This window comes from Cupriavidus pauculus (genome assembly GCF_003854935.1).
Lineage (GTDB): Bacteria > Pseudomonadota > Gammaproteobacteria > Burkholderiales > Burkholderiaceae > Cupriavidus > Cupriavidus pauculus_C.
Genome location: NZ_CP033970.1, coordinates 571,416 through 596,251, shown reverse-complemented (window position 1 = coordinate 596,251; position 24,836 = coordinate 571,416). Strand labels below are relative to the sequence as shown.

General features: G+C 70.0%; 24 protein-coding genes. 8 read left to right on the top strand and 16 right to left on the bottom strand.

Annotated features, from left to right (window positions below):
* Positions 1 to 61 precede the first annotated feature (61 nt).
* Positions 62 to 286, bottom strand: coding sequence for a hypothetical protein (locus tag EHF44_RS20780; RefSeq protein ID WP_124685606.1), 225 nt, complete (start codon positions 284 to 286; stop codon positions 62 to 64).
* A gap of 216 nt (positions 287 to 502) precedes the next feature.
* On the opposite strand from EHF44_RS20780, the gene EHF44_RS20775 reads away from it, so the two are divergent.
* A complete protein-coding gene (locus tag EHF44_RS20775; RefSeq protein ID WP_172966147.1) occupies positions 503 to 1,060 on the top strand; it encodes a cupin domain-containing protein in 558 nt (185 codons plus the stop codon).
* 9 nt (positions 1,061 to 1,069) lie between these two features.
* Here EHF44_RS20775 and EHF44_RS20770 read toward each other — a convergent pair whose 3' ends face one another.
* Positions 1,070 to 1,792 carry a type II secretion system protein N gene (locus tag EHF44_RS20770; RefSeq protein WP_253700295.1) on the bottom strand — a complete coding sequence of 241 codons (723 nt, stop codon included), beginning with the start codon at positions 1,790 to 1,792 and terminating at the stop codon, positions 1,070 to 1,072.
* A 254-nt stretch (positions 1,793 to 2,046) separates the two neighbouring features.
* On the opposite strand from EHF44_RS20770, the gene EHF44_RS20765 reads away from it, so the two are divergent.
* Positions 2,047 to 4,059, top strand: coding sequence for an alkaline phosphatase D family protein (locus EHF44_RS20765; protein ID WP_124685604.1), 2,013 nt, complete (start codon positions 2,047 to 2,049; stop codon positions 4,057 to 4,059).
* A 57-nt stretch (positions 4,060 to 4,116) separates the two neighbouring features.
* Here the strand turns inward: EHF44_RS20765 and EHF44_RS20760 are convergent, their stop codons facing one another.
* Both EHF44_RS20760 and EHF44_RS20755 read right to left on the bottom strand, forming a co-directional pair.
* Positions 4,117 to 4,263: a MarR family transcriptional regulator gene (locus EHF44_RS20760; protein WP_253700294.1), complete on the bottom strand. Its 147-nt coding sequence runs from the start codon at positions 4,261 to 4,263 to the stop codon at positions 4,117 to 4,119.
* A gap of 9 nt (positions 4,264 to 4,272) precedes the next feature.
* Positions 4,273 to 5,325: an alpha/beta fold hydrolase gene (locus tag EHF44_RS20755; protein WP_124685603.1), complete on the bottom strand. Its 1,053-nt coding sequence runs from the start codon at positions 5,323 to 5,325 to the stop codon at positions 4,273 to 4,275.
* Positions 5,326 to 5,822: 497 nt separating this feature from the next.
* On the opposite strand from EHF44_RS20755, the gene EHF44_RS20750 reads away from it, so the two are divergent.
* Entirely contained in the window at positions 5,823 to 6,062 is a 240-nt protein-coding gene (locus EHF44_RS20750; protein WP_124685602.1) for a hypothetical protein, read from the top strand.
* Positions 6,063 to 6,263: 201 nt separating this feature from the next.
* Complete coding sequence (locus tag EHF44_RS20745; RefSeq protein ID WP_124685601.1) at positions 6,264 to 6,956, top strand: response regulator transcription factor; 693 nt, start codon at positions 6,264 to 6,266, stop codon at positions 6,954 to 6,956.
* Positions 6,957 to 6,971: 15 nt separating this feature from the next.
* Here the strand turns inward: EHF44_RS20745 and poxB are convergent, their stop codons facing one another.
* The 8 genes from poxB to EHF44_RS20705 form a co-directional block, all read right to left on the bottom strand.
* Positions 6,972 to 8,702: a ubiquinone-dependent pyruvate dehydrogenase gene (poxB, locus tag EHF44_RS20740; protein ID WP_124685600.1), complete on the bottom strand. Its 1,731-nt coding sequence runs from the start codon at positions 8,700 to 8,702 to the stop codon at positions 6,972 to 6,974.
* A gap of 129 nt (positions 8,703 to 8,831) precedes the next feature.
* Positions 8,832 to 9,206: a response regulator transcription factor gene (locus EHF44_RS20735; RefSeq protein WP_124685599.1), complete on the bottom strand. Its 375-nt coding sequence runs from the start codon at positions 9,204 to 9,206 to the stop codon at positions 8,832 to 8,834.
* A 160-nt stretch (positions 9,207 to 9,366) separates the two neighbouring features.
* A complete protein-coding gene (locus EHF44_RS20730; protein ID WP_124685598.1) occupies positions 9,367 to 10,488 on the bottom strand; it encodes a porin in 1,122 nt (373 codons plus the stop codon).
* Positions 10,472 to 10,750: a XapX domain-containing protein gene (locus tag EHF44_RS20725; protein WP_124685597.1), complete on the bottom strand. Its 279-nt coding sequence runs from the start codon at positions 10,748 to 10,750 to the stop codon at positions 10,472 to 10,474. Before EHF44_RS20725 ends, EHF44_RS20730 begins: the two co-directional genes overlap by 17 nt.
* A 28-nt stretch (positions 10,751 to 10,778) precedes the next feature.
* On the bottom strand, positions 10,779 to 12,389 hold the full coding sequence (locus EHF44_RS20720; RefSeq protein ID WP_124685596.1) for an MFS transporter: 1,611 nt from the start codon (positions 12,387 to 12,389) through the stop codon (positions 10,779 to 10,781).
* Entirely contained in the window at positions 12,386 to 12,802 is a 417-nt protein-coding gene (locus EHF44_RS20715; RefSeq protein ID WP_124685595.1) for a DoxX family protein, read from the bottom strand. Before EHF44_RS20715 ends, EHF44_RS20720 begins: the two co-directional genes overlap by 4 nt.
* A gap of 1,019 nt (positions 12,803 to 13,821) precedes the next feature.
* Complete coding sequence (locus EHF44_RS20710; protein WP_216644005.1) at positions 13,822 to 15,693, bottom strand: amidohydrolase; 1,872 nt, start codon at positions 15,691 to 15,693, stop codon at positions 13,822 to 13,824.
* An 86-nt stretch (positions 15,694 to 15,779) separates the two neighbouring features.
* Positions 15,780 to 16,769 (bottom strand): alpha/beta fold hydrolase, encoded by a 990-nt coding sequence (locus EHF44_RS20705; protein ID WP_124685593.1) that lies wholly within the window; start codon positions 16,767 to 16,769, stop codon positions 15,780 to 15,782.
* Between EHF44_RS20705 and EHF44_RS20700 the strand changes: the two genes are divergently transcribed.
* From EHF44_RS20700 to EHF44_RS20690, 3 genes are all read left to right on the top strand, one after another.
* Positions 16,768 to 16,995, top strand: a complete 228-nt coding sequence (locus EHF44_RS20700; protein WP_124685592.1) for a hypothetical protein — start codon at positions 16,768 to 16,770, stop codon at positions 16,993 to 16,995. The two genes, EHF44_RS20705 and EHF44_RS20700, sit on opposite strands and share 2 nt — an antisense overlap.
* 392 nt (positions 16,996 to 17,387) lie before the next feature.
* Positions 17,388 to 17,969, top strand: a complete 582-nt coding sequence (locus EHF44_RS20695; RefSeq protein ID WP_437340354.1) for a response regulator transcription factor — start codon at positions 17,388 to 17,390, stop codon at positions 17,967 to 17,969.
* A 140-nt stretch (positions 17,970 to 18,109) separates the two neighbouring features.
* Entirely contained in the window at positions 18,110 to 18,511 is a 402-nt protein-coding gene (locus EHF44_RS20690) for a cupin domain-containing protein (protein WP_124685590.1), read from the top strand.
* Between the two features lie 21 nt (positions 18,512 to 18,532).
* Here EHF44_RS20690 and EHF44_RS20685 read toward each other — a convergent pair whose 3' ends face one another.
* Positions 18,533 to 19,786: an Hsp70 family protein gene (locus EHF44_RS20685; protein ID WP_124686705.1), complete on the bottom strand. Its 1,254-nt coding sequence runs from the start codon at positions 19,784 to 19,786 to the stop codon at positions 18,533 to 18,535.
* Between the two features lie 244 nt (positions 19,787 to 20,030).
* Here EHF44_RS20685 and EHF44_RS28885 point away from each other — a divergent pair, with 244 nt between their 5' ends.
* Positions 20,031 to 20,159, top strand: coding sequence for a hypothetical protein (locus tag EHF44_RS28885; RefSeq protein ID WP_301337493.1), 129 nt, complete (start codon positions 20,031 to 20,033; stop codon positions 20,157 to 20,159).
* A 63-nt stretch (positions 20,160 to 20,222) separates the two neighbouring features.
* On the opposite strand, the gene EHF44_RS20680 is transcribed toward EHF44_RS28885, so the two are convergent.
* The 3 genes from EHF44_RS20680 to EHF44_RS20670 form a co-directional block, all read right to left on the bottom strand.
* Entirely contained in the window at positions 20,223 to 22,277 is a 2,055-nt protein-coding gene (locus EHF44_RS20680; protein ID WP_253700292.1) for a putative bifunctional diguanylate cyclase/phosphodiesterase, read from the bottom strand.
* A 310-nt stretch (positions 22,278 to 22,587) separates the two neighbouring features.
* Positions 22,588 to 24,165 (bottom strand): EAL domain-containing protein, encoded by a 1,578-nt coding sequence (locus tag EHF44_RS20675; protein ID WP_124685589.1) that lies wholly within the window; start codon positions 24,163 to 24,165, stop codon positions 22,588 to 22,590.
* Between the two features lie 103 nt (positions 24,166 to 24,268).
* Complete coding sequence (locus EHF44_RS20670) at positions 24,269 to 24,832, bottom strand: redoxin domain-containing protein (protein WP_124685588.1); 564 nt, start codon at positions 24,830 to 24,832, stop codon at positions 24,269 to 24,271.
* Positions 24,833 to 24,836 lie beyond the last annotated feature (4 nt).

Genomic DNA, 24,836 nt, shown 5'->3' with positions numbered 1-24,836 from the left:
GGCGATGCGCGCGTTGCCGCCGTCGTGCTGACGCGACACAGCAAGGAACCTGCCAGCGCGGCTAGCGCTTGGCGCGCCGCGACGCCTTGCGCTTCTTGCGTGGCTTTGGCGGCGTCAGGGCCGCCGTCCAGGCGTCGATGGCGGCGTTGGTGAACGCCGTGCTGGCCAGCGCCGTCTGCCGCCGGGCCTCGCTGGTTGCCCGGCCACGTGCGGCGCCCGCCACGGCGTTGGCGCCGCTGAGCCACAGGCTCAGCATCGGGTTCTTCTTCAGCCACGGGTTCTTCATGGGGACCTCCGTCTGGTGCGTGCGGCGCCGCGATGGTGCGCCACGGGAAAGACCACCGGGCAAGCAAGGATCGTACGTGGCGCGCGGGCGGCGCGTGACGTGTTCGGCAATGCTGGCAATGCGGGTGTTATGTGCGTTGGCGCATATTGCGGCCGATTTCGAGCAGGGACCATGGCGATGGCCCTGAGCCGACAGAATCCGACACGAGGAACCTCAATGCTCGATACCCCCGCAGCCCCGCCCCGGCAGCATCCCCAGGCAGGCGTCTTCGGCAACATCGGCAACCTGCCGGACCAGCCCTGTCCGATCGAACCGGACTGGATCCGCACCGGTGCGCCTGTCACCCGCTGCCGCGACCATTCGTCCACGCAGGACGGCTCGGCATGGACGACGATGTGGGATTGCACGCGCAGCACGTTCGAATGGCATTACCAGTTCGACGAAGTCGTGGTGATCCTGGAAGGCAGCGTGCGCGTCACGGACAGCCAGGGCCAGTCCCGCGTGCTGGCCGAAGGCGACGTGGCGTTTTTTCCCTATGGGTCGTCGTGGCTCTGGGAAGTGGACCGCTACGTGCGCAAGGTGGCGTTCTGCCATAGCCCGGTGCCGCGCGGCCTGCGGCTGCCGGTGCGCATTGCCCGCCGGCTGGCACGCAAGCCCGGCACGCGGCACGGGCTGTTGGCCCGCATCGGCCAGCGGCTGTCGATGACGCTGCGGCGCCTGGGCGCGCTTGGCCGTACCACGGCCACCGTGCTGCTCTGCTGCCTGCCGCTGTAGCCCCGCCCGTCAGGGCTTGGGCATCTGGTTGGGCTCGCCGGGCGGCTGCACCGCCTGGAACGGCTGGCCGGGAATCTGCTGGTTGGGATCGGGCGTCGGCTGCGGCATCTGCGCCGGCTGGGCCTGCTGCGCCTGCTGTGCGGGCTGGTACTGCGGCGCGGGCCGTACCGGTGCGCTGGACACGGCTGGCGCGGTGGACTGCACCGGCGCCGGCATCGGCGTGGACAGCGGCGCGGCGGCGCCGGCAGGCGGCGCGGCGGGCACGTTGGCCCGGCCGCCGGCCGCCACGGTGTTCTGCAGCGGCAGCGCAATCTCCTGGCGCACGCCGTTGCGCTCGATCACCACGTTGCGGCCGTGAATCTCCACCAGCCGGATCTGCGACGACAGCGTCGCCCCCGCGCGCACCGCCTTGGGCGGACCGCCGTCGAGCGACACGATGGCCGCCGCCGGCCCCACGCCGTCGAGGTCCGCCACCACGCCGATCAACTGCACGTCACGCACGCCCGACTGCGCGCTGCCGCCGAACAGCGTGGCCACGGCGCCGGTTTCCACGGCCTCAGTCTGGGCGATCCGGGCCGACTTGGGCACCGGGATGGTCCGCATCGCGCTGAACGCCAGCACCCAGTGCGTGACCAGCGCGCACAGGGCGACGAACAGCAGCAGCGCCACGGCCCGGGGCAGCCAGGCGGCGGTGGGATCGAAGCGGAGCGGAAGCCGGGATGACAGGGGCACGGGGCATGCGCCTTGGGGGCGGGTTCTTTGAGGTGCGGCTAGCGTAGCAGATCGCCGCGGCGTTTTGGTGTGGCGCAGGCGGGACATGGCGGCGCTTGTCAGCGTTATTCCGATGCCGATGTCGGCGCTTCACTGACGGCAGGCGCGCGCGCCCGACACTAGTATCCAGATGCGACCTGCCGGCGAGACAGCCCGATGCTTGCCCGGCATCCCGTCTCCGGCTGTTTGTTTCCCCACATCAAGGAAGAACAGCCATGGACCGTCGTCACTTTCTCAGGCTCGGAGGATTTCTCACCGTCACCGTTGCCGCAGGCGGCCTTGCCGCGTGCGGCGGAGGGGGCGGCGACGATCCACCCCCCGACACCGGCAATCCCGAAAACTTCAACTTCGTCCATGGCGTGGCCTCCGGCGACCCGCGCGCCGACAGCGTGGTGGTCTGGACGCGCGTCGAGGGCAGCAACGGCAAGCGGCCCGTGGTGGTGCGGCTGCAGGTCTCCACGCAGGCAGACTTCCCGCCGCAGGGGCTGATCGTCAACGAACCGCTGATGGCGCGGCCCGAATGGGACTACACGCTGCGCAACAAGGTCACCGGGCTCACGGCCGGCACACGCTACTACTACCGCTTCCTGCTGGGCAACCGGGCCAGCACGGTTGGCCGCACCCGCACCGCCGCGGCGGCCGGCACCGCGCTGTCGCAGCTTCGCTTCGCGTTCGTGAGCTGCCAGGACTGGAACGCCAACCACTGGGGCGGCATGGAGGAACTGGCGCAGCAGGACCTGGACTTCATCGTCCACGTGGGCGACTACATCTACGAGGCCGTGCCGGGCGGCTCGCGCGCGGGCAATGTGGAAGACCGCCACGGCGCGCTGACCCTGCCCAACGGCACCGCGCTGCCCGACGGCAGCGTCTATGCGACCACGATCGACGACTACCGCTACCTGTACCGCAGCTATCGCGCCGACGCGCGGCTGCAGGCGCTGCATGCGTCCGCGCCGATGATCGCGATCTGGGACGACCACGAGTTCTCCGACAACTGCTGGCAGGACCGCCAGACCTACGACGCCGACGACGACCTGACACCCCGCACGGCCCGCCGGCGCGCGGCCAGCCAGGCGTGGTTCGAATACATGCCGGCCGATGTCAGCTTCGACGCCGCCAATCCGTCGTTCCAGAACATCCAGATCTATCGCGCGTTCACGTTCGGCAACCTGGCCACGCTGCTGATGACCGACGAGCGGCTGTACCGGGCCGACCACGTGATTCCGGAACCGACGGCCGGCGGCTCGGTGGGCAGCCTGTACCTGGTGCCGTTCGACACGCTGGCGACGGCCGAGGCGGCCAAGATCGCCACGGCAGGCGGCGCGTTGACGCCGGTGTCGATGCTGGGCGATGCGCAGCGCGCGTGGTGGCAGGACCGCGTGGGCGGGGCGGGAACGACGTGGAAGCTCTGGGGCAACCAGCTTGCCGCGCTGCGCATGCAGGTGGACATCACGCAGGCCGTCTCGCGGCTGGTGGCGCGGGCGCTGGTGCTGGCGAACAGCGCGCTGGCGGCCGTGGAGGACGCGATTGCCACGGCGCTGGCCAGCGACCTTGCCGCGGCGCGGGCGGCTGGCAGCTACGCCAACCTGGCCTATACGGCGCTGCGCAACGTGCTGTCGCAGGCCGGCATCGACGCGGCCAGCTTCGACGCCAATGTCCGCCCGTTCGTCGAGGCGCGGCTGCCGCCGGCGTCGCTGCTGGGCAAGTTCATCCTCAATGCGGACCAATGGGACGGCTTCAACGCCGAGCGCAAGAACCTGATGGCCTTCCTGAAGGACAACGGCGTCAAGAACGTGGTGGCGCTGAGCGGGGACATCCACGCGTTCTTCGGCGGGCAGGTCATGGACGACTACGATGCCGCCAGCCCGGTCCCGGTGATGGTGGATCTGGTCACGGCGGGGCTATCGAGCAACACGCTGCTCAGTTCGTTCCGTACCGTGGTGGACAGCGACGCGGCGTTTGCCGCGCTGCGGGACCTGATCTACAGCGACGTGGGCGGCACGCTGGTCAACACGTTCGACGCCACGCTGCGCACGTTCAACCCGTGGCTGCGCCATGTCGACACCAACGCCGAGGGCTACGCGCTGGTCACGCTGACGCCGGGCAAGCTCAGCTGCACGTTCCACACGATGCAGCGGCTCAACGGCGGCACGGCGCCATCGCCGGCCACGGCCAGCACGCGGCTGCTGGAGGTGGCGGCCAACACGGCCGACGTCAGCGTGTCGTAGCGGCCCAGGGCGCGCGGCAGGCGGGGGGAGGACGCCTGCCGCGCCGGGGCGGGCCGCCTACGGCTTGCGGCGCCGGCCCGGTGGCGGGTCCACGCGGTACTGGCCCGGCGTGCCCTTCCACGCGCAGCGGTCGGCGCCGCCGCCTATCTCGCAGGCCAGCGCGGACAGCGCCATCGTCGCCAGGATCAGCAGCCGGTGCAGCATGGCGGCGCCTTACTTGCGGTCGATGTCGAGCACGGCCTGCGCGAAGGCGGTGGGCGCCTCCTGCGGCAGGTTGTGGCCGATGCCGCCCGTGATGTCGCGGTGCTCGTAGCGGCCCGTGAACTTGCTCTTGTAGGCGCTGGGCGACGGGTGCGGCGCGCCGTTGGCGTCGCCTTCCATCGTGATGGTCGGCACGCTGATCGTCGGCGCCGTGGCCAGCTTCTTCTCGATGTCGTCGAACTTCGCCTCGCCCTCGACCAGGCCCAGGCGCCAGCGGTAGTTGTGGATCGTGATGGCCACGTGGTCGGGGTTGTCCAGCGACGCGGCGCTGCGCGCGAACGTGGCGTCGTCGAACTTCCACTGCGGCGACGCCAGCTTCCAGATCAGCTTCGAGAATTCGTGCGTGTACTTCTGGTAGCCCGCCACGCCGCGGTCGGTGGCGAAGTAGAACTGGTACCACCACTGCAGCTCGGCCTCGGGCGGCAGCGGCTGCTTGCCCGCGGCCTGGCTGCCGATCAGGTAGCCGCTGACCGACACCAGCCCGCGGAAGCGGTCCGGCCACAGCGCGGCCATGATGTCGGCGGTGCGCGCGCCCCAGTCGAAGCCGGCCACCACGGCGCTGCGGATCTTCAGCGCGTCCAGCAGCGCCATCATGTCCACGGCCATGGCTGACGGCTGGCCGTTGCGCATCGTGTCGGCCGACAGGAACCGCGTGGTGCCGTAGCCGCGCAGGTGCGGAATGATCACGCGGTAGCCGCGCTGGGCCAGCAGCGGCGCCACGTCGACGAACGCGTGGATGTCGTACGGCCAGCCGTGCAGCAGCAGCGCCACCGGGCCGTCGGCCGGGCCCACTTCGGCGTAGCCGATGTTCAGCACGCCGGCGTTGATCTGCTTGATCGTGCCGAACGAGGTGTGCGTGCCGGGCGTGACCGGCGTCAGCGGCGCGGCCTTGGACACGGCCGACTGGGCGTTGGCCGAGCCGATCATGCCAAGCTGGGCGGCGGCCAGGGCCAGGCCGGCGGTGCCCAGGAAGTTACGGCGGGGCAGGTCGATGTTCTTCTTCATGATTTCTCCTTTTTGCGTCCAGACGCAGGCGTTGTACTGCGATGCGGCGCCACGGCGCCGGGTACGTGAAACATTCGGGTCACGGCCGATGCAAGACCGACCTATGCTGTGTAGCGCCCCGGCGGCCACGGCGATATAGACCCGGGACCACTGCTTTCCGAATGGCACGCCAGGGCGCCGATCCGGGCGGCGCGCCCGGCAGCGGGCGGCTTGTTGGCAGTGAGTCTAGGGGCCCCCCGCAGGCGGCATGTGTCGGACTGGCCCGGTTTTGTATCGCAATGTATTTGGCCGCCCCGCTGGGGCACGCCGATACAAAAAGGGCGGCCCGGGCGGGGTGGCGGGCGGGCCCCGGCGCCGCCGCCGCGATACGACTTTGGTATGACACTGCCACGCCGACGCGCTACGGCGGTCGAACCAACGGGCGATGCACACATGCGCCCCGCCTGCCTACCATGTGCTCACGGGGCACGCGGGCGTTGGCTCCGGGGAGAAAGCACATGAACCAATCGAATGGCCTCGAAATGGTCCGGCTGCGCGCGGCGGCGTCCGCGTCGAGCCAGGACGCGCGGTTGTGGCGCTGGTTTTCGGACCAGATGGAGGAGCACCGCCTGAGCTGCGAGCGCACCCGAGACTGGTGGCACATCACCGTGGCCGGGCGCGAGCTGGCCTGCGACCGGTCGTTCGACGTGGCGGTGCGCACCGCCTACACGCTGAGCCGGGCGCTGGAGGCCGTCTAGGGCGGCCTGACCGGCCCGCCGTCGTTGGCAATCTCGCGGAAAGCGCCGATAATCCCGCTTCGCATCGGGCGGAACGATGCCGGTTTGCGGCCGTTGCCGGCAAATCCAGCGCATCCTCGTGCAATGTCGGCCATCGGGTCGTGCATGGTCCGTCCCGACCGCGCCCCGGCGCGGTGCCCCTGAATGCAGAGTGAGAGCCAGATGACCAGCAGTGCCGCCATGTTGCGCGAACCGGCCGAAGACGCCGCCGACGGGCTCGTGCTCGTCGTGGACGATGACGACGACGTGCGGCGTGCGCTGTCGGGCCTGTTCCGCTCGGTGGGGCTGGCCAGCCTGGCGTTCGCCTCGGGCGAGGAACTGCTGGCCCACGGCTTTCCGGACCAGCCCACCTGCATCGTGCTGGATGTGCGGCTGCGTGGCGCCAGCGGGCTGGACCTGCAGAGCCACCTGAACCTGGCCGGCCGCACCGCTTCCATCGTGTTCATCACCGGCTACGGCGACGTGGCGATGACCGTGGCGGCCATGAAGGCCGGCGCCGTCAACTTCATCGCCAAGCCCTTCCGCGAGCAGGACCTGCTGGACGCCGTGAACGAGGCGCTGCAGCGCGACCGCCTGCGCCGCCAGGCGCGTTCCCAGACCCAGCAGCTCCGCGAGCGCTTTGGCGCGCTGACCGGCCGCGAGCAGGAGGTCATGAAGCTGCTGGTGCACGGCCTGATGAACAAGGAAGTGGCCGATGAACTCGGCATCAGCCAGGCCACGGTCAAGATCTACCGGGGGCAGGCCATGCGCAAGATGGCCGCGCGCACGTTTGCCGACCTGATCCTGATGGCCCAGGCGCTGGGGCTGGTGACGCCCCGCGCCCGGCGCGCCGGCGCGACCGCCGCCGGCGACTGACCCGGCGGCTCCCGCCTATCGCAGCAGGTTGGTCTTCGCCAGTTCCACCAGTTCGTCCGCGCGGCCGTTCATGACCGCCTTCAGCGCCCACAGGCTGAAACCCTTGACCTGCTCGGCCTTCAGCGCGGGCGGCATCGCCAGTTCCTGCGTGTTGGTCACCACGTCGAGCAGCGCGGGGCCGTCGTGCGCCAGCATCATCGCCACGGCCTCGGGCAGCAGCAGCGGGTCTTCCACGCGCTGGGCGTGCACGCCGACGGCGCGCGCCATGGCCGCGAAATCGGGGTTCTGCAGCGACGTGCCGGTCTCCAGCAGGCCGGACGCCTTCATCTCCAGCGCCACGAAGCCCAGCACGCTGTTGTTGAAGATCACCACCTTTACCGGCAGCCCCTGCTGCACCAGCGTCAGGAAATCGCCCATCAGCATCGCAAAGCCGCCGTCGCCAGACAGGCTTATCACCTGCCGGTCCGGAAACGCGGCCTGCGCGCCGATGGCCTGCGGCAGCGCGTTGGCCATCGAGCCATGGGCCAGCGACCCGATCAGCCGCCGCCGGCCGTTCATGCGCAGGTAGCGCGCGGCCCAGATCGTCGGCGTGCCCACGTCGAACGTGAAGACGGCATCCTCGTCGGCCTGCTCGCTGAGCAGCCGCGCCAGGTATTGCGGATGGATGGGCTTGCGGCCGCTGTCGCCGGTGGCCAGGTCGTCAAGCTGCTGGCGGGCCTCGCGGTAGTGGCGCACGCTGGCGTCCAGGTGGGCGGTGTCGGCCTGCGGCGCCAGGCGCGGCTGCAGCGCGTCGAGCGTGGCGGCCACGTCACCCACCAGGCCCAGGTCCAGCCGCGTGCGGCGGCCCAGGTTCTCGGGCCGCACGTCCACCTGCACCACGCGGGCGTCGGTGGGATAGAACTGCCGGTAGGGAAAGTCGGTGCCGAGCATGACCAGCGTGTCGCAGTTCTGCATCGCGTGGTAGCCGGAGCTGAAGCCGATCAGGCCGGTCATGCCGACGTCGTACGGGTTGTCGTACTCGATGTACTCCTTGCCGCCCAGCGCGTGGACGACCGGCGCCTTCAGCGTCTCGGCCAGCCGCACCACCTGGTCGTGCGCGCCGGCGCAGCCGCGCCCGCACAGCAGCGTCGTGCGGCGGCTGTCGCGCAGCAGGTGCGCCAGCGCGTCGAGCGACGCGGCGTGGGGCACCACCACGGGCGCCGGCAGCGCCATCGACGCCGGTGCCGACAGCGCGGCCGTGGCCGCGCGCAGCGCCACGTCGCCCGGAATCACGATCACGGCCACGCCGCGGCGGCCCACGGCGGTGCGGATGGCCGTTTCCAGCACGCCCGGCAACTGCTCCACGCTGCTCACCAGTTCGCAGTAGTGGCTGCATTCGCGGAACAGTTGCTCGGGGTGGGTTTCCTGGAAGTAGTTGCGGCCGATCTCGGCGCTGGGGATGTGGGCGGCGATGGCCAGCACCGGCACGCGCGAGCGGTGGCAGTCGAACAGCCCGTTGATCAAGTGCAGGTTGCCTGGCCCGCAGCTGCCGGCGCAGACCGCCAGTTCGCCGGTCAGGTGCGCCTCGGCGCCGGCCGCGAACGCTGCCGTTTCCTCGTGCCGCGTGTGGATCCAGTCGATGTCGCCGCGCCGGCGCAGCGATTCGGTCAGCCCGTTGAGGCTGTCGCCGACGACGCCGTAGATGCGGCGGACGCCCACGCCATGTAGCACCGAGGTAATCAGGTCGGCTGCGTTCTCCGTGGCCATGCTGTGCTCCTTGTCCGGTTGGGGATGCCTGTGGGATTCGCGCGGCGGCGAAAGATTCCACAGGCTACGCCGCGCCGGCGGGCACGGGTTCCGCCCCGGCGCGCGGCGTTCCGGATTCGCACGGCGTGGCTAGCCGGGCCCGCGCAGCGCGTGCTCGATGCAGGCAATGATCTCGGTGTCGTGGAACGGCTTGGTCAGGAAGCAGGTGGCGCCGGCGTCGCGGGCGCGCTGGGCGTAGCCGTCCCACACGAACGCGGTCATGAAGATCACGGGCATGCGGTGGTCGCCAGCCCGCAGTGCGTTGCAGAGCGCAAAGCCGTTCATCGCGGGCATCTGAACGTCGGTGATCACGCAGTCGATGCCGGCCAGCGACGGGGACGCCAGCAGCCCGGGCCCGCCGTCGTACAGCTCGGCGGCCATGTCCAGCGAGCGCACCAGCCGCCCCATGGCTTGCCGGACGGAAGCGTCGTCGTCGACGATGGCGATCACGGGGGTGGCAGTCAATCAGGTTCCTCTGTAGTGGGGCGACGCGCGGCACCGCCAGCCCCGCAGCATAATCGCGCCCGGACGCGGCCCATATCATACGGTGGTATTGTCAGCGCCCCGCCGACACGGCGCGCCGCCGATACCAACGTATCAGTGACGCGCCGAGCGTGCACCGGGATCAGAAGTTGTGCCGCATGCCCAGCGCGAAGGTCTGCGGGTCGGCCCCGGCGTTCACCCCCAGCTCGTTGATGGCGAAGTCGTAGACCGCGTTGCGCCGGTTCTGGATGCGGCTGTAGTACGCAAACAGCGCCGTGCGCCGGGACAGCGGGTAGTCGTAGCCCACCGTGAACTGCGTGGCGCCGGTTTCCGCGCCGCTGCGGAAGAAGCCGACCGTATCGGTCGACGACCCCGTGCCGTTGGCCGCCAGCGCAAAGCCCACCCGCAGGCTGCCCGGCCCAAGCTGCTGCACCAGCGACGCGTAGTAGCCGTTGCGCTGCAGGTCGCCGCTGTCGGTGCGGTAGTGCAGGTGCTCGTACAGCGCCGAGATCCGCGTGCCCTTGAAGAGCTGGTACGCCACGCCCACCTTCAGCGCGTCGTCGTTGCGGCCGGCCGCCTGGTAGTGCTGGTGGATCTCGTACGCCACGGTCGCGTTTAGCGGGCCCTTGTCGTAGACCACCGCGGCCGAGTACAGCGCGGGGTTGCGCGCCACCGTGGTCTTTTCCTCGGGCAGCCCCCAGCCCAGCCACACGCTGACGCCGGCAAGCTGCGGCGAGCGGTACTGCACGATGTTCTTCTGGCGCCGGTCGAACGAACTGGTGTCCTGCACGTTGTCGGAGGTCGACGTGGACCCGTTGCCGATCAGCGCCATGTAGCCGGCCGTCGTCGGGTAGTACGGGTCGTACGCCATGGTCGACTCGGTGTACGGCGTGTGCCAGTGGCCCATGAACAGCAGCCCGTAGTCGCCCTGCAGCCCGATCCGGGAATTGCGCGTGGCAATGCCGCCCTGGCCGTTGTCGACCGACAGGTTGCTCTCGATCTGCCAGAGCGCCTTCAGCGAGCCGCCCAGTTCCTCCTCGCCGCGCAGGCCCCATACCGAGCGGTTGTTGGTCTGCCGCACCACGCTGCCCAGCGACGTGCCGTCGGTGGCCGCGCTGGCCCGCGAGTATTCGATGGCGGTGTTCAGGCGGCCGTAGACGGTGACGGTGCCGGCCAGCGCGGGCGTCGAGGCCAGGCTGGCCGCGGCCAGCGCGAGGGGTACGCCGACGCGCCCGCGCGTGGATGCTTCAGTGCGTCGACGCATCGCCCGCCTTCTTGTCGTTGGCTGCCACCAGCGGACCCGGCGTGCCGGTGATCTTCGGCACGCACTCGGCATGGAACCATGCCACGCTGACCGGCTCGCCGGCGATCATGCGCTTGATGGGCGGCACGACCTGCTCGCCGATCAGCATGCCCAGCAGGCCCAGCAGCGCCACGGCGGGCGGCGCGGGCGAGCGCACCTGCAGCAGGGCGTAGATGACGCCGACCAGCACGCCGGCGGCCAGGGAAACAAGGTAGATCTTCATGGTTGGTTCTCGCTATGTCGGAAAAGGGTCAGCGCGATGCCGGCGGCAGCCCCACGCCCAGCAGGTGGCGCACGCGTGGCGGCTCGCTGGCGACGTGGAAGCCGGCCACGTCGCGCTGCAGGTCGGCGTCGGCGTTGGGCACGCGGCGGTGCTGGCGCAGGTGTTCGGCCCACGACTCCACCAGGAACCACTCGGTCAGCAGCTCGGGGTTGGCCGGGTCCTCCATCACGCCCCAGCTGAACGCGCCATCGCGCAGCCGTTCTTCGGACAGCCGGTGCACGGCGCGCAGGAAGGCGTCGCGGTTGGCGGCCGGAATGCAGTACTCGATCAGGATCATCACCGGGCCGCGGTCGTGGCCGATGGCGTCGGCCATCTCGGGCTCGGGCCAGTGGCGGGCCGGACCCAGGTCTTCCTCGCCACGCGGCAGGCGGATGCGGTGCAGCAGCAGCGCGGCCACCACCAGCCCGCCCGCCGCGATCAGCAGCGCGTGCGGCGTGCCCATGGCCTGCGCGACAAAGCCCCACAGCAGGCTGCCGCCGGCCAGCGCGCCGTTGAAGACCATCTGGTAGACGGCCAGCGCACGGCCCCGCACCCAGTTCGGCAGGATGGCCTGCGCGGCGCCGCCCAGCGTGGTCAGCGCCAGAATCCACGCCGCACCCAGCACCAGCAGCAGCGGCAGCGCCAGCCAGACCGGCGGGGCGAACGACAGCCCGGCCATGACCGCCGCCGTGGCGATGGCCGATGCCAGCACCACGCCGTCGCCATCGAGCCGCTTCTGCAGCATCGGCATCGTCAGCGCGCCAAGGATGGCCCCGGCGCCCACGGCGCCCAGCAGCACCCCGTACAGGCCCGCGCCGCCGTGCAGCAGTTGCTTGGCCACCAGGGGCAGCAGCGCCCAGACGCTGCTGCCGAACGCGAAATGCACGGCCGCGCGCAGCAGCACGATATGGAGCTTGCCGTGCGCCCGCGTGAAGCGCAGGCCGGCACGGAAGGCGCTGAAGAAATGCTCGCGCAGCGGGTCGGTCGGCTGCGCCGGCCGCTTCCACCAGATCAGCGCGGCAATCACGAACACGTAGCTAAGCAGGTCCACGCCATAGGTGGCCGCCGCGCCGAACGCGGCCAGCAGCAGGCCGCCCGTGGCCGGCCCGATGGCACGGGCGATGTTCACGCCCAGCGCGTTCAGCGCCACGGCCTGCCGCAGCGTGCTGGGCGGCACCAGTTCGGGAACGATCGACTGCCATGTCGGGCCCATCATCGCCGCGCCGATGCCGCCGGCAAAGGCCAGCGCGATCAGGATCTCGATGGTCAGGCCGTCCTGCCATGCCAGGAACGCCAGCGTACCGCTGACGGCGGCCAGCGCCACCTGGATCACGATCAGGAAGCGGCGGCGGTCCAGGATGTCGGACAGCACGCCGGCCGGAATCGCCAGCAGAAAGACCGGCAGCGTGGCCGCGGCCTGGATGGTTGCCACGGCGGCGGGCGACGTCGACAGGTCGGTAGCCAGCCACGCGCTGGCCACGTCGCGCATGAAGCTGCCGATGTTGCCCAGGATGGTGGCCGCCCAGAGCACGGCGAAGGTCGGCTGCGCCAGCGGCGCGAACGAGCCGGCGGGTTTGGCGGAGGTAGCGGCCTGCGTCATGGCCGGCTCCGCAGGTCGTGCCAGGCCACCAGCAGGAAGCCGCCGACGAGGCCCAGGTGCTCGAAGAACGCATTCATCAGCATGAACTGCGCCTCGGGCGGCGCGCTCCAGAACCGGTTGGCCATGAACGTGGCCGCCAGCGTGAAGGCCGCCAGCGCCAGCGCGCCAAGCCAGCGATACACGCCCAGCAGGATCATGGCCGGCGCGGCCAGCTCCAGCGCAATGGTCGCCGCCGCCAGCGGCACGGCAGGCGCCAGCCCGAAGTGCTGCATCTCGGCCACGGCACCGGGGAAATCGAACAGCTTGACGAGCCCGCCCTGCAGATAGGCCGCGCAAAGCAGCAGCAGGGCAATCCAGCGCAACCAGCCCGTGCTGGCACCGGCTGCCGTCGGCGATGAGGAAGAAACTTGCATGGCGGGTCTCCGGAAAAGAAAAACGGGTTGGGGGTGGGGCGGGTTGCGGGGGTCAGCATGTGAGACGCTGGCCCTCACCCCCGGCCCCTCTCCCGCTGTGCGGGAGAGGGGAGACAACAATGGGTGATCGCAGCTTGGCGGTTTCAATACACCGCCGGGCCTGCTCCCCTCTCCCGCAAGCGGGAGAGGGGCTGGGGGAGAGGGCAAGCAGTGCAAATTGCCGATACCAGCACCGCGAACCGCCGGCCCTCTCCCCCGACCCCTCTCCCGCCATGCGGGAGAGGGGAGACAACAATCGGTTGGTCAAGCTCAGGTGTTGTCAAACACGCTGGGCCTGCTCCCCTCTCCCGCAAGCGGGAGAGGGGCTGGGGGTGAGGGCAAGCGGTGCAAATTGCCGATACCAGCACCGCGAGCCGCCGGCCCTCTCCCCCGACCCCTCTCCCGCCGTGCGGGAGAGGGGAGACAACAATGGGTAATCGCAACTTGGCGGTTTCAATACACCGCCGGGTTTGCTCCCCTCTCCCGCGCGCGGGAGAGGGGCTGGGGGAGAGGGCAAGCGGTGCAAATTGCCGATACCAGCACCGCGAGCCACCGGCCCTCTCCCCCGACCCCTCTCCCGCCGTGCGGGAGAGGGGAGACAACAATCGGCCGGTCAAGCTCAGGTGTATCAATCACGCTGGGCCTGCTCCCCTCTCCCGCGCGCGGGAGAGGGGCTGGGGGAGAGGGCAAGCGGTGCAAATTGCCGATACCAGCACCGCGAGCCGCCGGCCCTCTCCCCCGACCCCTCTCCCGCCATGCGGGAGAGGGGAGACAACAATCGGTCGGTCAAGCTCAGGTGTTGTCAAACACGCTGGGTCTGCTCCCCTCTCCCGCAAGCGGGAGAGGGGCTGGGGGAGAGGGCAAGCGGTGCAAATTGCCGATACCAGCACCGCGAGCCGCCAGCCCTCTCCCGCCATGCGGGAGAGGGGAAACAACAATCAGTCGGCCAAGCTCAGCGCTTGTCAAACCATCAGCCAGCCTCAGAACGCCCAGCAAGAACACCCGAGCGCACCCCAGAAGCTGCTTTCGTCCGATGTCGGCACGCTCGACGTCCACGCCTTGGCGTGCGCGTGGCCGTGGACGCCGCACGAGCTGGCGCAGCCGCAAGCGGTGTTCATCGCGAGCTGCCTGGCCTGGGCGGTCGGGCGCGGCTGGTACTGGCTGCCGTGGCGGGCGGGAGACCAGTCGGGCATGGCCGGCGGGATGTCGGGCGAGTGCTTGCCGAACTCGTTGTCGCCGTAGACCACCTTGCCGCCCAGCACGGTCATGACCGACGTGATGTCCTGGATGTCGTCGCCGGGCACGCTGAAGTAGTCGGCGGACAGCACGGCCAGGTCGGCCAGCTGGCCGGCCTTGATCTGGCCCTTCTTGCCTTCCTCGGACGAGAACCACGTGTTGGCCTCGGTCCACAGCCGCAGCGCGGTCTCGCGGTCCAGCAGGTTGGCTTGCGGATACATCGACATGCCGCCGACGGTCTTGCCGGTGGTCAGCCAGTACAGCGACACCCACGGGTTGTACGACGCCACGCGCGTCGCGTCGGTGCCGGCGCCTACCTTCACGCCCTTTTCCAGCATCTTCTTGATCGGCGGCGTGGCTTCGGCCGCCTTGGCGCCGTAGCGCTCGACGAAGTATTCGCCCTGGTAGGCCATGCGGTGCTGCACGGCGATGCCGCCGCCCAGTGCCGCGATGCGGTCGATGTTGCGGTCGGAGATCGTCTCGGCGTGGTCGAAGAACCAGTTCAGGCCGTTGAACGGCACGTCCTTGGCCACCTTCTCGTAGACGTTCAGCGCGCGGGTGATGGTCTCGTCGTAGGTTGCGTGCAGGCGCCACGGCCAGCGCTTTTCGGCCAGCAGGCGGATCACGGGCTCCAGGTCGGCCTCCATCGACGGCGGCATGTCCGGGCGCTCGACGCGGAAGTCCTCGAAGTCGGCGGCCGTGTAGACCAGCATCTCGCCGGCGCCGTTGTGGCGGTACAGGTCGTCGCCCTGGCCCGGCTTGACCGTGGACGTCCAGGTCTTGAAGTCGGCCAGTTCCTCCTTGGGCTTCTGCGTGAACAGGTTGTACGCCAGGCGCACCGTGAGCTGGCCGTCCTTGTGCAGCTCCTCGATGATGTTGTAGTCCTCGGGGTAGTTCTGGTAGCCGCCGCCGGCGTCGATCACGCCGGTCACGCCCAGCCGGTTCACCTCGCGCATGAAATGGCGCGTGGAGTTCTTCTGGTACTCGGGCGGCAGCTTCGGGCCCTTGGCCAGCGTGGCGTAGAGGATGGTGGCGTTGGGCTTGGCCAGCAGCAGCCCGGTGGGGTTGCCGCGGGCGTCGCGGATGATCTCGCCGCCCGGCGGATTCGGCGTGTCCTTGTTGTAGCCCACGGCGCGCAGCGCGGCGCCGTTCAGGATGGCGCGGTCGTACAGGTGCAGGATGAACACGGGCGTGTCCGGCGCCACGGCGTTCAGTTCCTCGATGGTCGGCAGGCGCTTCTCGACGAACTGGTGCTCGGTGAAGCCGCCCACCACGCGCACCCACTGCGGGGCCGGCGTGCGGGCTACCTGGTCCTTGAGCATGCGCATGGCGTCGGCCAGCGAGCGCACGCCGTCCCAGCGCAGCTCCATGTTGTAGTTCAGGCCGCCGCGGATGATGTGCATGTGGCTGTCGATCAGCCCGGGAATGGCCCGCCGGCCGTTCAGGTCGATGACCCGGGTGCCGGCCGCGGCCAGCTTCATGACCTCGTCGCGGGTGCCCACGGCGAGGAAGCGGCCGTCCTGGATGGCCACGGCGTCGGCCTGGGGGTTGGCCCGGTCCAGGGTGGCAAACTTGCCGTTGACGAGGATGAGGTCGGGTGTCGGATTTGGCGACATGGCGAAAAGCTCCGAAGAGGCGGCCGCGCCGAGGGCGGCGGCCGAGGCGATGAATTGCCGGCGGGTCACTGACATGGCTGCGGCGCTCAGGCGTTCAGGAAGGCCAGCAGGTCGGCGTTGACCTGGTCGGCGTTGATCACGCACATGCCGTGCGACGCACCCGGGTACACCTTCAGCGTGGCGTTCTTGACGATCTTGGCCGACAGCTTGCCCGCATTGTCGATCGGCACGATCTGGTCGTCGTCACCGTGCAGGATCAGCGTGGGCACGTCGATCTTCTTCAGGTCGGCCGTGTAGTCCACTTCCGAGAACTCCTTGATGCAGAGGTACTGGCCCAGGATGCCGCCGGCCATGCCCTGCGCCCAGAAGGCGTCGATGGTGCCCTGCGAGACCTTGGCGTTCGGACGGTTGAAGCCGAAGAACGGCGTGGCCAGGTCCTTGTAGAACTGCGAGCGGTTCTCGGCCACGCCCTTGCGGATGTTGTCGAACACTTCGAGCGGCAGGCCGTTCGGGTAGGCGGCGCTCTTGGCCATCGTCGGCGGCACGGCGCCGATCAGCACGGCCTTGGCAACGCGCTTCGTGCCGTGGCGGCCGATGTAGCGCGCCACTTCGCCGCCGCCGGTGGAATGGCCCACCAGCGTGGCGCCCTTGATGTCCAGCGCGTCCAGCACGGCGGCCAGGTCGTCGGCGTAGGTGTTCATGTCGTTGCCCTGCGCCGGCTGGTCCGAGCGGCCATGGCCGCGACGGTCATGGGCGATCACGCGGAAGCCCTTCTGCACCAGGAACAGCATCTGGGCGTCCCAGGCGTCGGCATCGAGCGGCCAGCCGTGCGAGAACACCACCGGGCGGCCCGAGCCCCAGTCCTTGTAGAAGATGCGCGTGCCGTCCCGGGTCGTCACGTAGCTGCCCTGCTTGCCCGGGCGGCCGGCGGCAGGCGCGGCTTCGGCGGCGGCGGGGGTCAGCGCGGCCATCGATGCCACCGACGCGGCGGCGGCACCCACGGTGCTGCCAACCAGCAGCTTGCGGCGCGAGGCGTCCGGTTGTTCGGCGGAAGGCTGGGGGGCGAGGTTCGACATGAGACTTCTCCTGGCTAAAGGTGTATTCAGTTTGTTTGATTTGGTGATCCCGCCCGCGCTGGCCGGGTTTGCCGTCTGGCGCTGCGATGGATGGAACTTTAGCGGGGTGGATGCGCTGTTCGCGGCACCCGTCCTGCACGAGTTCATCAAAAAAATTGAAGCGCCATTGGGCGGGGGATCGGCGGGGGGCCGTGCGCGCGCACGGCGCAACCCGCCGCAAGACTAGACGCGGCGTGCGCGGGCAACCATTGGCTGATCGTATTAGCCGGGGGTGGCCGTGGCCGGCGGGTGGCGGCACGGCGCTGTCCATGGCGCGCAACGGCCGCGCGGCGGCCCTACGCACTTGGTATTAGTCGGGCGGATGCGGTGCGGGCGGGCGGCGCGATGCGCGTTGTCCACTCATCAATTGGTATGGGTGGCGCAGCCGCGGGGGCTGTGCTGAAATGCGGGGCGGACCGGGGCGGCCATCGCCGGCCTGCCCGCCGCGCATCCCGCCATCCATCCTCAATCCGCCCACAGGGCACCTTGGAGAGTCCCGTCGTGACATCGCAGAACGCAGACCCGGCCGGCCCCGGCGACAACGCCGACGCGCTGGTGCTGGTGGTGGACGACGACGCCATGCTGCGGGCCGCGCTGGGCAACCTGTTCCGCTCCGTGGGCATGCGCGTGGCGCTGTTTGGCTCGGCGGCCGAGCTGCTGGACTTTCCGCTGCCGGACACGCCGTGCTGCCTGGTGCTGGACGTGCGGCTGCGCGGCCCGAGCGGGCTGGACCTGCAGGGCCGGCTGGCGCAGATGGGCGTGCGCATCCCCATCATCTTCATGACGGGCCACGGCGACATCGCGATGACGGTCACGGCGATGAAGGCCGGGGCCGAGGACTTCATGGCCAAGCCGTTGCGCGAGCAGGACCTGCTCGATGCGGTGTCCGCCGCGCTGCAGAAGGACCGGCACCGCCGCCGCGGGCTGCGCCGGCTGCAGGACATCCGCGCGCACTACGCCACGCTGACGCCGCGCGAGGCCGAGGTCATGGGCAAGGCCGTCTCGGGGCTGCTGAACAAGCAGATTGCCAGCGAGATCGGCATCAGCGAGGTCACCGTGAAGATCCATCGCGGCCAGGCCATGCGCAAGATGCACGCGCGCACGTTTGCCGACCTGGTGCTGATGGCGCAGCAGATCGGGCTGTGCCAGGCAGACCAGTAGCCCGCCCGCTTCGTATCCCAATGTATCCGCAGGCCGCCAGGCCACAGTGGCTGACAAGACCGCCGCGCGCCGGATATCCCGCCGATACACGGCGGCCCTGAAATGGGGGCTCCACCACATACCGTACCAAGGAGCCCGCCATGAAACCGATTCGCCTGATGACCGCCGCGCTGCTGATGCTGGGCGCGGGGCTGCAACTGTCCGCCGCGCATGCCCAGGCGCCCGGCATCCATCGCACCGATCTTGTTCAGCAGTCGATTTCGGTGCCCGGCCACCAGACCGTGCAGGTGCGCGTGGATTTCGACCCGGGCGCGTTTGCCCCGGCGCACACGCACCCGGGCGAGGAGATTGCCTACGTGGTCGAAGGCTCGCTGGAATACCGGCTCGAAGGCCGCCCGCCGGTCACGCTGAAGGCTGGCGAGTCGCTGTTCATTCCCGATGGCGTCGCGCATTCGGCGCGCAACGTGGGCTCCGGCAAGGCGTCGGAGCTGGCCACCTACATCGTCAAGACCGGGGCGCCGCTGGTGGTGCTGAAGAAGTAACGGGCCGGGGCGCCGCGCGCCTCAGCCGAACTTGCGGGCGGCGTCCAGCGCCAGGCCCGAGCCGATGCCGCCGAACAGGTCGCCTTCCACGCGCCGCGCGGCCGGCAGCAGCCGCGCCAGCTGCTCGCGCAGCATCGGCACGCTGCTGGAGCCGCCCGTGAACAGGATCGTGTCGACGCTGTCGGCGGCCACGCCGGCCGTCTTCAGCATGCCCTGCACGGTGCTGGCCGTCCTGGCCACGAGCTTGTCGATCGACCGGTCGAAGTCGTCGCGCGTGATGTCCAGCGTGGTGTCCGGCGCGATGCGGCCCAGGTCCAGCGTGGTGCGCGGGTCGGCCGACAGCGCGATCTTGGCCGCCTCCACCTGGATGGCCAGCCAGTGGCCGGCGCGCTCCTTGATCAGCCGGATCAGGCGGTCGAGCTTCTCGGTCTCGGCCGCGTCGCGGTAGTTGTCCATCACGATGGCCCACGCCTTGCGCGTGTAGACCAGGTTGATCGTGTGCCAGCTGGCCAGGTCGAAGTACTGGCCCGACGGCATCGCCTTGCCGTTGCGCAGCTGGCTGTTCAGCCCCAGCAGCGGCATCACGCTCGCCAGGCTCAGCGCGCGGTCGAAATCGGTGCCGCCGATGTGCACGCCGCCATTGGCCAGGATGTCCTCGCGGCGGTCCAGCTTCTTCGCGCGCTCGGGCGACAGCCGCACCAGCGAGAAGTCCGACGTGCCGCCGCCGATATCGGCCACCAGCACCAATTCCTCGTCACCGATGCCGGCCTCGTAGTCGAACGCCGCGGCAATCGGCTCGTACTGGAACGCGATGTCCCGAAAGCCCGCGTCGCGCGCGATCTCGGCCAGCGTGTCCTCGGCCAGCTGGTCGGCCTGGGCGTCCTCGTCGATGAAATGCACCGGGCGGCCCAGCACCGCCGCATGGAATTCGCGGCCGGCGGCGCGCTCGGCGCGGCCCTTCAGCTCGCCGATGAAATGCGCCAGCAGCTTGCGGAACGGCATGGCCTGGCCCATCACCTCGGTGCTGTCGTCCATCATCGACGTGCCGAGCAGGCTCTTGATGGACCGCATCATGCGGCCCTCGTAGCCGGCCAGGTAGTCGGCAAGCGCGGCGCGGCCGTAGCTGACCAGCGGGTCTTCGGCGTGGAAGAAGAGCACGGAGGGCAGCGTGGCCTTGCCGTCTTCCAGCGGCAGCAGCGTGGGCGCGCCGGGGCGCAACCAGCCGACGGTGGAATTGGACGTGCCGAAGTCGACGCCGCAAGCGTTGGAGATCATGGACATACAGGGATTCAGGGGGCAGCGGAGACGCGCGCGGCGCGGGTGTCGGGTGGCCGTGCGCGGGTGGCTATTGTAGGGGTTTTCCCCGCGGGGCGTCGGTCATCGGGGATCACCCCATGCGGGTTTGTGCCAACTGTTCGCCACCCCGGGGTTGCAGTCTACTGAAGGTGCAGGTTGCAGTGTGACCGGCCGATGCGACACCACCGGCTGGCCGTTTGGAAAACCGACTGGAGACAATACCATGGTGACCAAGCAGGACGAGACACGCATTTTCCGCGAACTGGTGGCGCTGGCCGCGCTGGAGACACTCGGCGGCGCCATCGCGCTGGGGCTGGCATTCAACGTGCTGACGTTCAACCTGCTCCGCTGACGCCACGCACGCCAAGGGGCCGCCACGACGGCCCCTTTTGCATGCCCGTCGGCGGCTCACCGCTCATGCCAGCGCGGCCGGCGGCACGGGCGTGGGCGCATCGCGCGTGCGCAGCCACGCCAGCAGGTCTGCCTCGGGCATCGGCCGCGCCAGCAGGTAGCCCTGCATCGTGTGGCAGCCGATGTCGATCAGCGCCTGGCGGTCGGCCTCGTGCTCCACGCCCTCGGCCACCACCTCGAAGCCGAACGAGCGGCCCAGGTTCAGCACCGCGCGCATCAGGTCCTGGCTGCGCGCGGAGCCCGCGATGCCGGTGATGAAGCTGCGATCCACCTTCACGCAGGCCGCGCCAAGCTTGCGCAGCGCGCCCAGCCCCGAATAGCCCACGCCAAAGTCGTCCAGCGCGATGGCCACGCCGGCGCGCGCCATGTTGGCGAGCTTGCCCTGCACGGCCACCACGTCCAGCGCCACTTCCTCGGTGATTTCCACGGTCAGCAGGCCCGGTTCGAGCTTGCATGACTCCAGCGTGGACAGCAGCAGACGGTCGACGTCCACCTGCGCCATCTCGCGCGGCGAGAGATTGATCGCGATTGGAATGCGCCGGCCGCCCCCGGCGTGCAGCGCCGTGGAGAGCCGGCAGATCTTGGACAGCGTCGCGCGCAGCAGCGCCTCGGACAGGCCCGACGCCGCCGCCACCGACACCAGTTCGGGCGGCGGCACCCAGCCGTGCCGCGCGTGCTTCCAGCGGATCAGCGCCTCCAGGCTGCGCACCTGCGTGCCGCCATCGCCAAAGATCGGCTGGAACCAGACTTCGAGCGTGTCGTCGGCCAGGGCCCGGGGCAGGTCGCGCTCGATGTCGCGCTGCATCTGCAGGTGGCGGTGCAGCTCGTCGTCGAACACGTAATGGCTGTTGCGGCCGATACGCTTGGCCGCGTAGAGCGCGGCATCGGCAAACAGCAGCATGTCGTCCAGGCTGATATCGGGGCCCCGGCAGATGCCCACGCTGACGCCGACCTGGCAGAACTCGTAGCCCTCCAGCGGGCGGCGCACCGCCGCAATCAGCCGCGCGGCCAGCGCCGACGGGCAGTCGCTGGCGTCGAACGGGTCGTAGAGCATCATGAACTCGTCGCCGCCCATGCGCCCGACCAGCATGTTCGGCCCGCCCACGGCCTCCAGCCGCCGCGCCACCTCGCGCAGCACGCCGTCGCCGGCCTTGTGGCCAAAGGCGTCGTTGATCAGCTTGAAGCCGTCCAGGTCCAGCAGCAGCAGGCAGTGGCGGCCAGACAGGCCGTTGGCAAAGCGCTTGTTGGCGCGGTCGAAGAAGCCGCTGCGGCTGAGCAGGCCGGTGAGCGGGTCCAGGCTGGCCAGCGTCCACATCTCGTCGGCGCGGTTCACGGCGTCGTCGTGGGCAATGCGCAGCGCGTCCTGCAGTGCCGTGGCCTCGTTCTTGAGCTGGATCGACTGCCGGATCTGCCGTTCGCTCTCCAGCGTGCAGCGCACCAGCGCGGCCAGGTACAGCACGGTCGTGCCGGCCAGCCAGTACTTGTCGAAGTTGCCGAACCAGACCAGGCACGCGGCGGCCGACAGCAGCGGCGGCGTGATGAAGCAGAGCGGAATCCGCGCGTAGGCAAAGCCGTGCGTGACCGCGCCGGCCGTGATGCCGCAGACCACGGTGAGATAGAACAGCGACTGGGCCGACGTGTAGCCGTCGCAGAGCAGCGGAATGGCGGCCCAGGTCAGGCCGGACAGCAGCGCCAGCGTGCAGTGCAGGCGCAGGTGGCGGTCGACGGTGCGGGGCAGCCGCGCGTCGTCGTGGCCCAGCCCGGCGGGCACGCGCGACACCGGCAACCCGCACAGCCGGATGCGCAGCGTGTTCCAGACCAGCGACACCAGGAACCAGCCCAGCGCGATGGCGCCGCGCCCCGCGTGCCACGACACGGCCAGCACGCACAGGCCCAGGATGATGTTGATCGGGATCGACAGCCGCACGGTGCGGCGCACCGCCAGCAACTGGTCGTGCCGGGTCAGCCGGGCCTGCGTGGCGTCCAGGGCCGCCACGGTGCCCGCCTCGGCGCGCATGGCGTGGAACGCCTTCCCCCGCGCGCTATGCGTTGTTTTCATCGGTTCATGCTCACCGCCACCCGTCCGGCCACGCCGGCGGGCGGTCTTCCGCGTCCTGAATAGTCCGGTTCCCGCTGCTTGTTCTGATGTGTTCGCTGTGCCGCGCGATCGGTGCCGGCGGCGCCAGGATCGGGAACCGTGGTGCAAGTCCGCCGGGCCGGCATGTCCCCGAAGGCCGGCAGGGCGGAACCGTCGTTCCGTCAGGTTGATGGCTTAACGCATGGTCGTTCGCTTCTTTCGCGCGGGGCGCAGGGGCATGGAAACGGCGAGTATAGGACCAAACCGCGCGAGCCCGCGTGGCGTGCAAGCGTCAGGCGGGCACCGCCGCGCGCGCGTGCGCCTGCCAGAAGGCCAGGAAATCGGCCACCGGCATGGCTTTGCCGAACAGCCACCCCTGGCCGTACTGCACGCCGCGCTGGCGCAGCGCCAGGCGCTGGGCGTCGGTCTCGATGCCCTCGGCCACCATGCGGATGTCCAGCGCGCGCGCCATGCCGATGATGTGCGGCCCCACCGACCGCGACGGCCCGTCGGTGGTGATCGCGCCGACGAACGCCTTGTCGATCTTGAGCCCGTCCACGTCCAGGTCTTCCAGGTAGGCCAGGCTCGAATAGCCGGTGCCGAAGTCGTCGATGTAGATCGGGTGCCCGGCGCGCCGGAACGCGGCGATGGTCTCGCGGCAGGCCGCGTCGTTGGCAAAGCCGCGCTCGGTGACCTCGATCCAGAGCTGCGCCGGGCGGATGCCGGCGCGGCGCAGCGCGGCGTCGATGGCGGGCAGCGTGTCCGGCGCGCGGAAATCGTCGGGCGACAGGTTGATCGACACGTGCAGCGCCGGGTTGGCCGCCATCTGCTCGCCCAGGTCAGCCACCACGGCGTCGATCATGCAGCGCGTGATGGCGTGGATGGCGCCCACTTCCTCGGCCATCGGGATAAAGCGGTCGGGCAGCACGATGGACCCGTCCGGCAGCCGCCAGCGCACCAGCGCCTCGGCGCCCACGCAGCGGCCGTCCTCCAGCGCCATCACGGGCTGGTAGACCGCGAAGAATTCCTTGCGGCGGATGGCGTCCTGCAGCACGTAGCGCGGGCTGCGCAGCCCGCGGCCCCAGCGCAGCATCAGCCAGGTGGCGATGGCGCTGACCGCCAGGCCCAGCGGCAGCCCTACGTAGAGCAGCCGCCGCCAGGTGCCGGCTACCTCGTTGACGGGCTCGTAGGCCACCACCGCGAACGGCAGCCCGCGCGACGCCTTGACGTCGAGGTAGTGGCCCTGCCGCACCTGGCCGTCGAGCTGGCTGGCCCAGGCGTGCGCCAGCGTGCCCGGATCGGTACCGTTCCACGACGCCAGCACGTGGCCCGTGTGCGCGTCGATCAGGCCCAGCCGGATCTGGGTGTCGAGCGGCACGATGTCGATGAAGAACTGGGCGTCGACCACGGCCACGTGGCGGCCCACGCGGAACTGGACCATGCGCGGCGGCTGGCCGGCGGCATCCACGCGGTAGGCGGCCGCCAATTGCGGCAGCGCCACCCAGGGGCGGCGCTGGCCCTCGATGCTGCGCAGGGCGCCCGGAAACGACGACGACGCGCACAGTAGCTGTTCGTCGTCGAGATAGGTGATCTGGCGGGCGTAGCGGTGCTGGAGATCGGCCTCGCGCATGGCTTCCAGGTGCGCGGGGCTGCAGGGGGCGCCGGCAAAGCGGTCGGCCTGCCGGGCGGCCAGGATGGCGTCGCGCGCCACCACTTCCACGCGCTGGAGCGCGCGCTCGGTGAAGCGGTCCACGCGCTGGCGGAAAAGCTGCTCGGCGAATTCCCGCGACAGCCACGTGGTCAGTGCCACCGGGCCGCAGACGCCCAGCGCCACCACACAGAACATGAAGAGCCAGAGGCGCCGCGTCATGGAGAAGAGCCGTGAACAGTGCGACGCAGGATAGCAGAACGATATCGCTGCCAGATCCGATACTGCCAGGGCAACCAGACGCCGGCGCGGCCGGCCGGGCTGGCTATTTCGTGTCGACCGGGCACGCGCCTGATGCGCACCCTTGCGCGGCCTGCGCGGGCCCGGCCGTGGCGGCCACCGATGCGGCCTCGCGGGCTTCCAGCACCAGCGCGGCGATCTGCGCGCCGAGCGTCAGGTCGGCCACCGACCCGAAATGCTGGTGCCGCAGGTTGCCGGCCGCGTCGATCAGCACCAGCGTCGGCGTGCCGCGCATGGCGTAGGCGCGCATCGTGTGCGGAATGCCGCCGTGGCCGTCGGGCTGGTCCACGCCCACCGGAAACGGAATGCGGTACTCGTGCAGGAATGCGGCCAGCGCCGTCGGCGTCATCGCGTCGTGATGCTCGAACACCGTGTGCAGGCCGATCACGGCCACCTCGGACGCCGCGAACGTCTGGTGGACGCGCAGCGCCTGCGGCAGCCCGTGCGACACGCAGCCGGGGCAGAGCATCTGGAAGGCTTCGAGGACCACCACCTTGCCGCGCAGCGCTTCGAGCGACAGGGGTTGGTCGGTGTTGAACCATTGCTGGATGGCCCAGGCGGGCGCGGGCTGGAGCAGGGAATCGGTCATGGCG

Excerpts from the sequence above, each read along its gene's own strand:
- EHF44_RS20780 (WP_124685606.1), bottom strand. The coding sequence starts at position 286 with ATGAAGAACCCGTGGCTGAAGAAGAACCCGATGCTGAGCCTGTGGCTC.
- EHF44_RS20775 (WP_172966147.1), top strand. The coding sequence starts at position 503 with ATGCTCGATACCCCCGCAGCCCCGCCCCGGCAGCATCCCCAGGCAGGC.
- EHF44_RS20765 (WP_124685604.1), top strand. The coding sequence starts at position 2,047 with ATGGACCGTCGTCACTTTCTCAGGCTCGGAGGATTTCTCACCGTCACC.
- EHF44_RS20760 (WP_253700294.1), bottom strand. The coding sequence starts at position 4,263 with ATGCTGCACCGGCTGCTGATCCTGGCGACGATGGCGCTGTCCGCGCTG.
- EHF44_RS20755 (WP_124685603.1), bottom strand. The coding sequence starts at position 5,325 with ATGAAGAAGAACATCGACCTGCCCCGCCGTAACTTCCTGGGCACCGCC.
- EHF44_RS20750 (WP_124685602.1), top strand. The coding sequence starts at position 5,823 with ATGAACCAATCGAATGGCCTCGAAATGGTCCGGCTGCGCGCGGCGGCG.
- EHF44_RS20745 (WP_124685601.1), top strand. The coding sequence starts at position 6,264 with ATGACCAGCAGTGCCGCCATGTTGCGCGAACCGGCCGAAGACGCCGCC.
- poxB (WP_124685600.1), bottom strand. The coding sequence starts at position 8,702 with ATGGCCACGGAGAACGCAGCCGACCTGATTACCTCGGTGCTACATGGC.
- EHF44_RS20730 (WP_124685598.1), bottom strand. The coding sequence starts at position 10,488 with ATGCGTCGACGCACTGAAGCATCCACGCGCGGGCGCGTCGGCGTACCC.
- EHF44_RS20725 (WP_124685597.1), bottom strand. The coding sequence starts at position 10,750 with ATGAAGATCTACCTTGTTTCCCTGGCCGCCGGCGTGCTGGTCGGCGTC.
- EHF44_RS20720 (WP_124685596.1), bottom strand. The coding sequence starts at position 12,389 with ATGACGCAGGCCGCTACCTCCGCCAAACCCGCCGGCTCGTTCGCGCCG.
- EHF44_RS20715 (WP_124685595.1), bottom strand. The coding sequence starts at position 12,802 with ATGCAAGTTTCTTCCTCATCGCCGACGGCAGCCGGTGCCAGCACGGGC.
- EHF44_RS20710 (WP_216644005.1), bottom strand. The coding sequence starts at position 15,693 with ATGTCGCCAAATCCGACACCCGACCTCATCCTCGTCAACGGCAAGTTT.
- EHF44_RS20700 (WP_124685592.1), top strand. The coding sequence starts at position 16,768 with ATGAGACTTCTCCTGGCTAAAGGTGTATTCAGTTTGTTTGATTTGGTG.
- EHF44_RS20705 (WP_124685593.1), bottom strand. The coding sequence starts at position 16,769 with ATGTCGAACCTCGCCCCCCAGCCTTCCGCCGAACAACCGGACGCCTCG.
- EHF44_RS20695 (WP_437340354.1), top strand. The coding sequence starts at position 17,388 with ATGCTGCGGGCCGCGCTGGGCAACCTGTTCCGCTCCGTGGGCATGCGC.
- EHF44_RS20690 (WP_124685590.1), top strand. The coding sequence starts at position 18,110 with ATGAAACCGATTCGCCTGATGACCGCCGCGCTGCTGATGCTGGGCGCG.
- EHF44_RS20685 (WP_124686705.1), bottom strand. The coding sequence starts at position 19,786 with ATGATCTCCAACGCTTGCGGCGTCGACTTCGGCACGTCCAATTCCACC.
- EHF44_RS28885 (WP_301337493.1), top strand. The coding sequence starts at position 20,031 with ATGGTGACCAAGCAGGACGAGACACGCATTTTCCGCGAACTGGTGGCG.
- EHF44_RS20680 (WP_253700292.1), bottom strand. The coding sequence starts at position 22,277 with ATGAAAACAACGCATAGCGCGCGGGGGAAGGCGTTCCACGCCATGCGC.
- EHF44_RS20675 (WP_124685589.1), bottom strand. The coding sequence starts at position 24,165 with ATGACGCGGCGCCTCTGGCTCTTCATGTTCTGTGTGGTGGCGCTGGGC.
- EHF44_RS20670 (WP_124685588.1), bottom strand. The coding sequence starts at position 24,832 with ATGACCGATTCCCTGCTCCAGCCCGCGCCCGCCTGGGCCATCCAGCAA.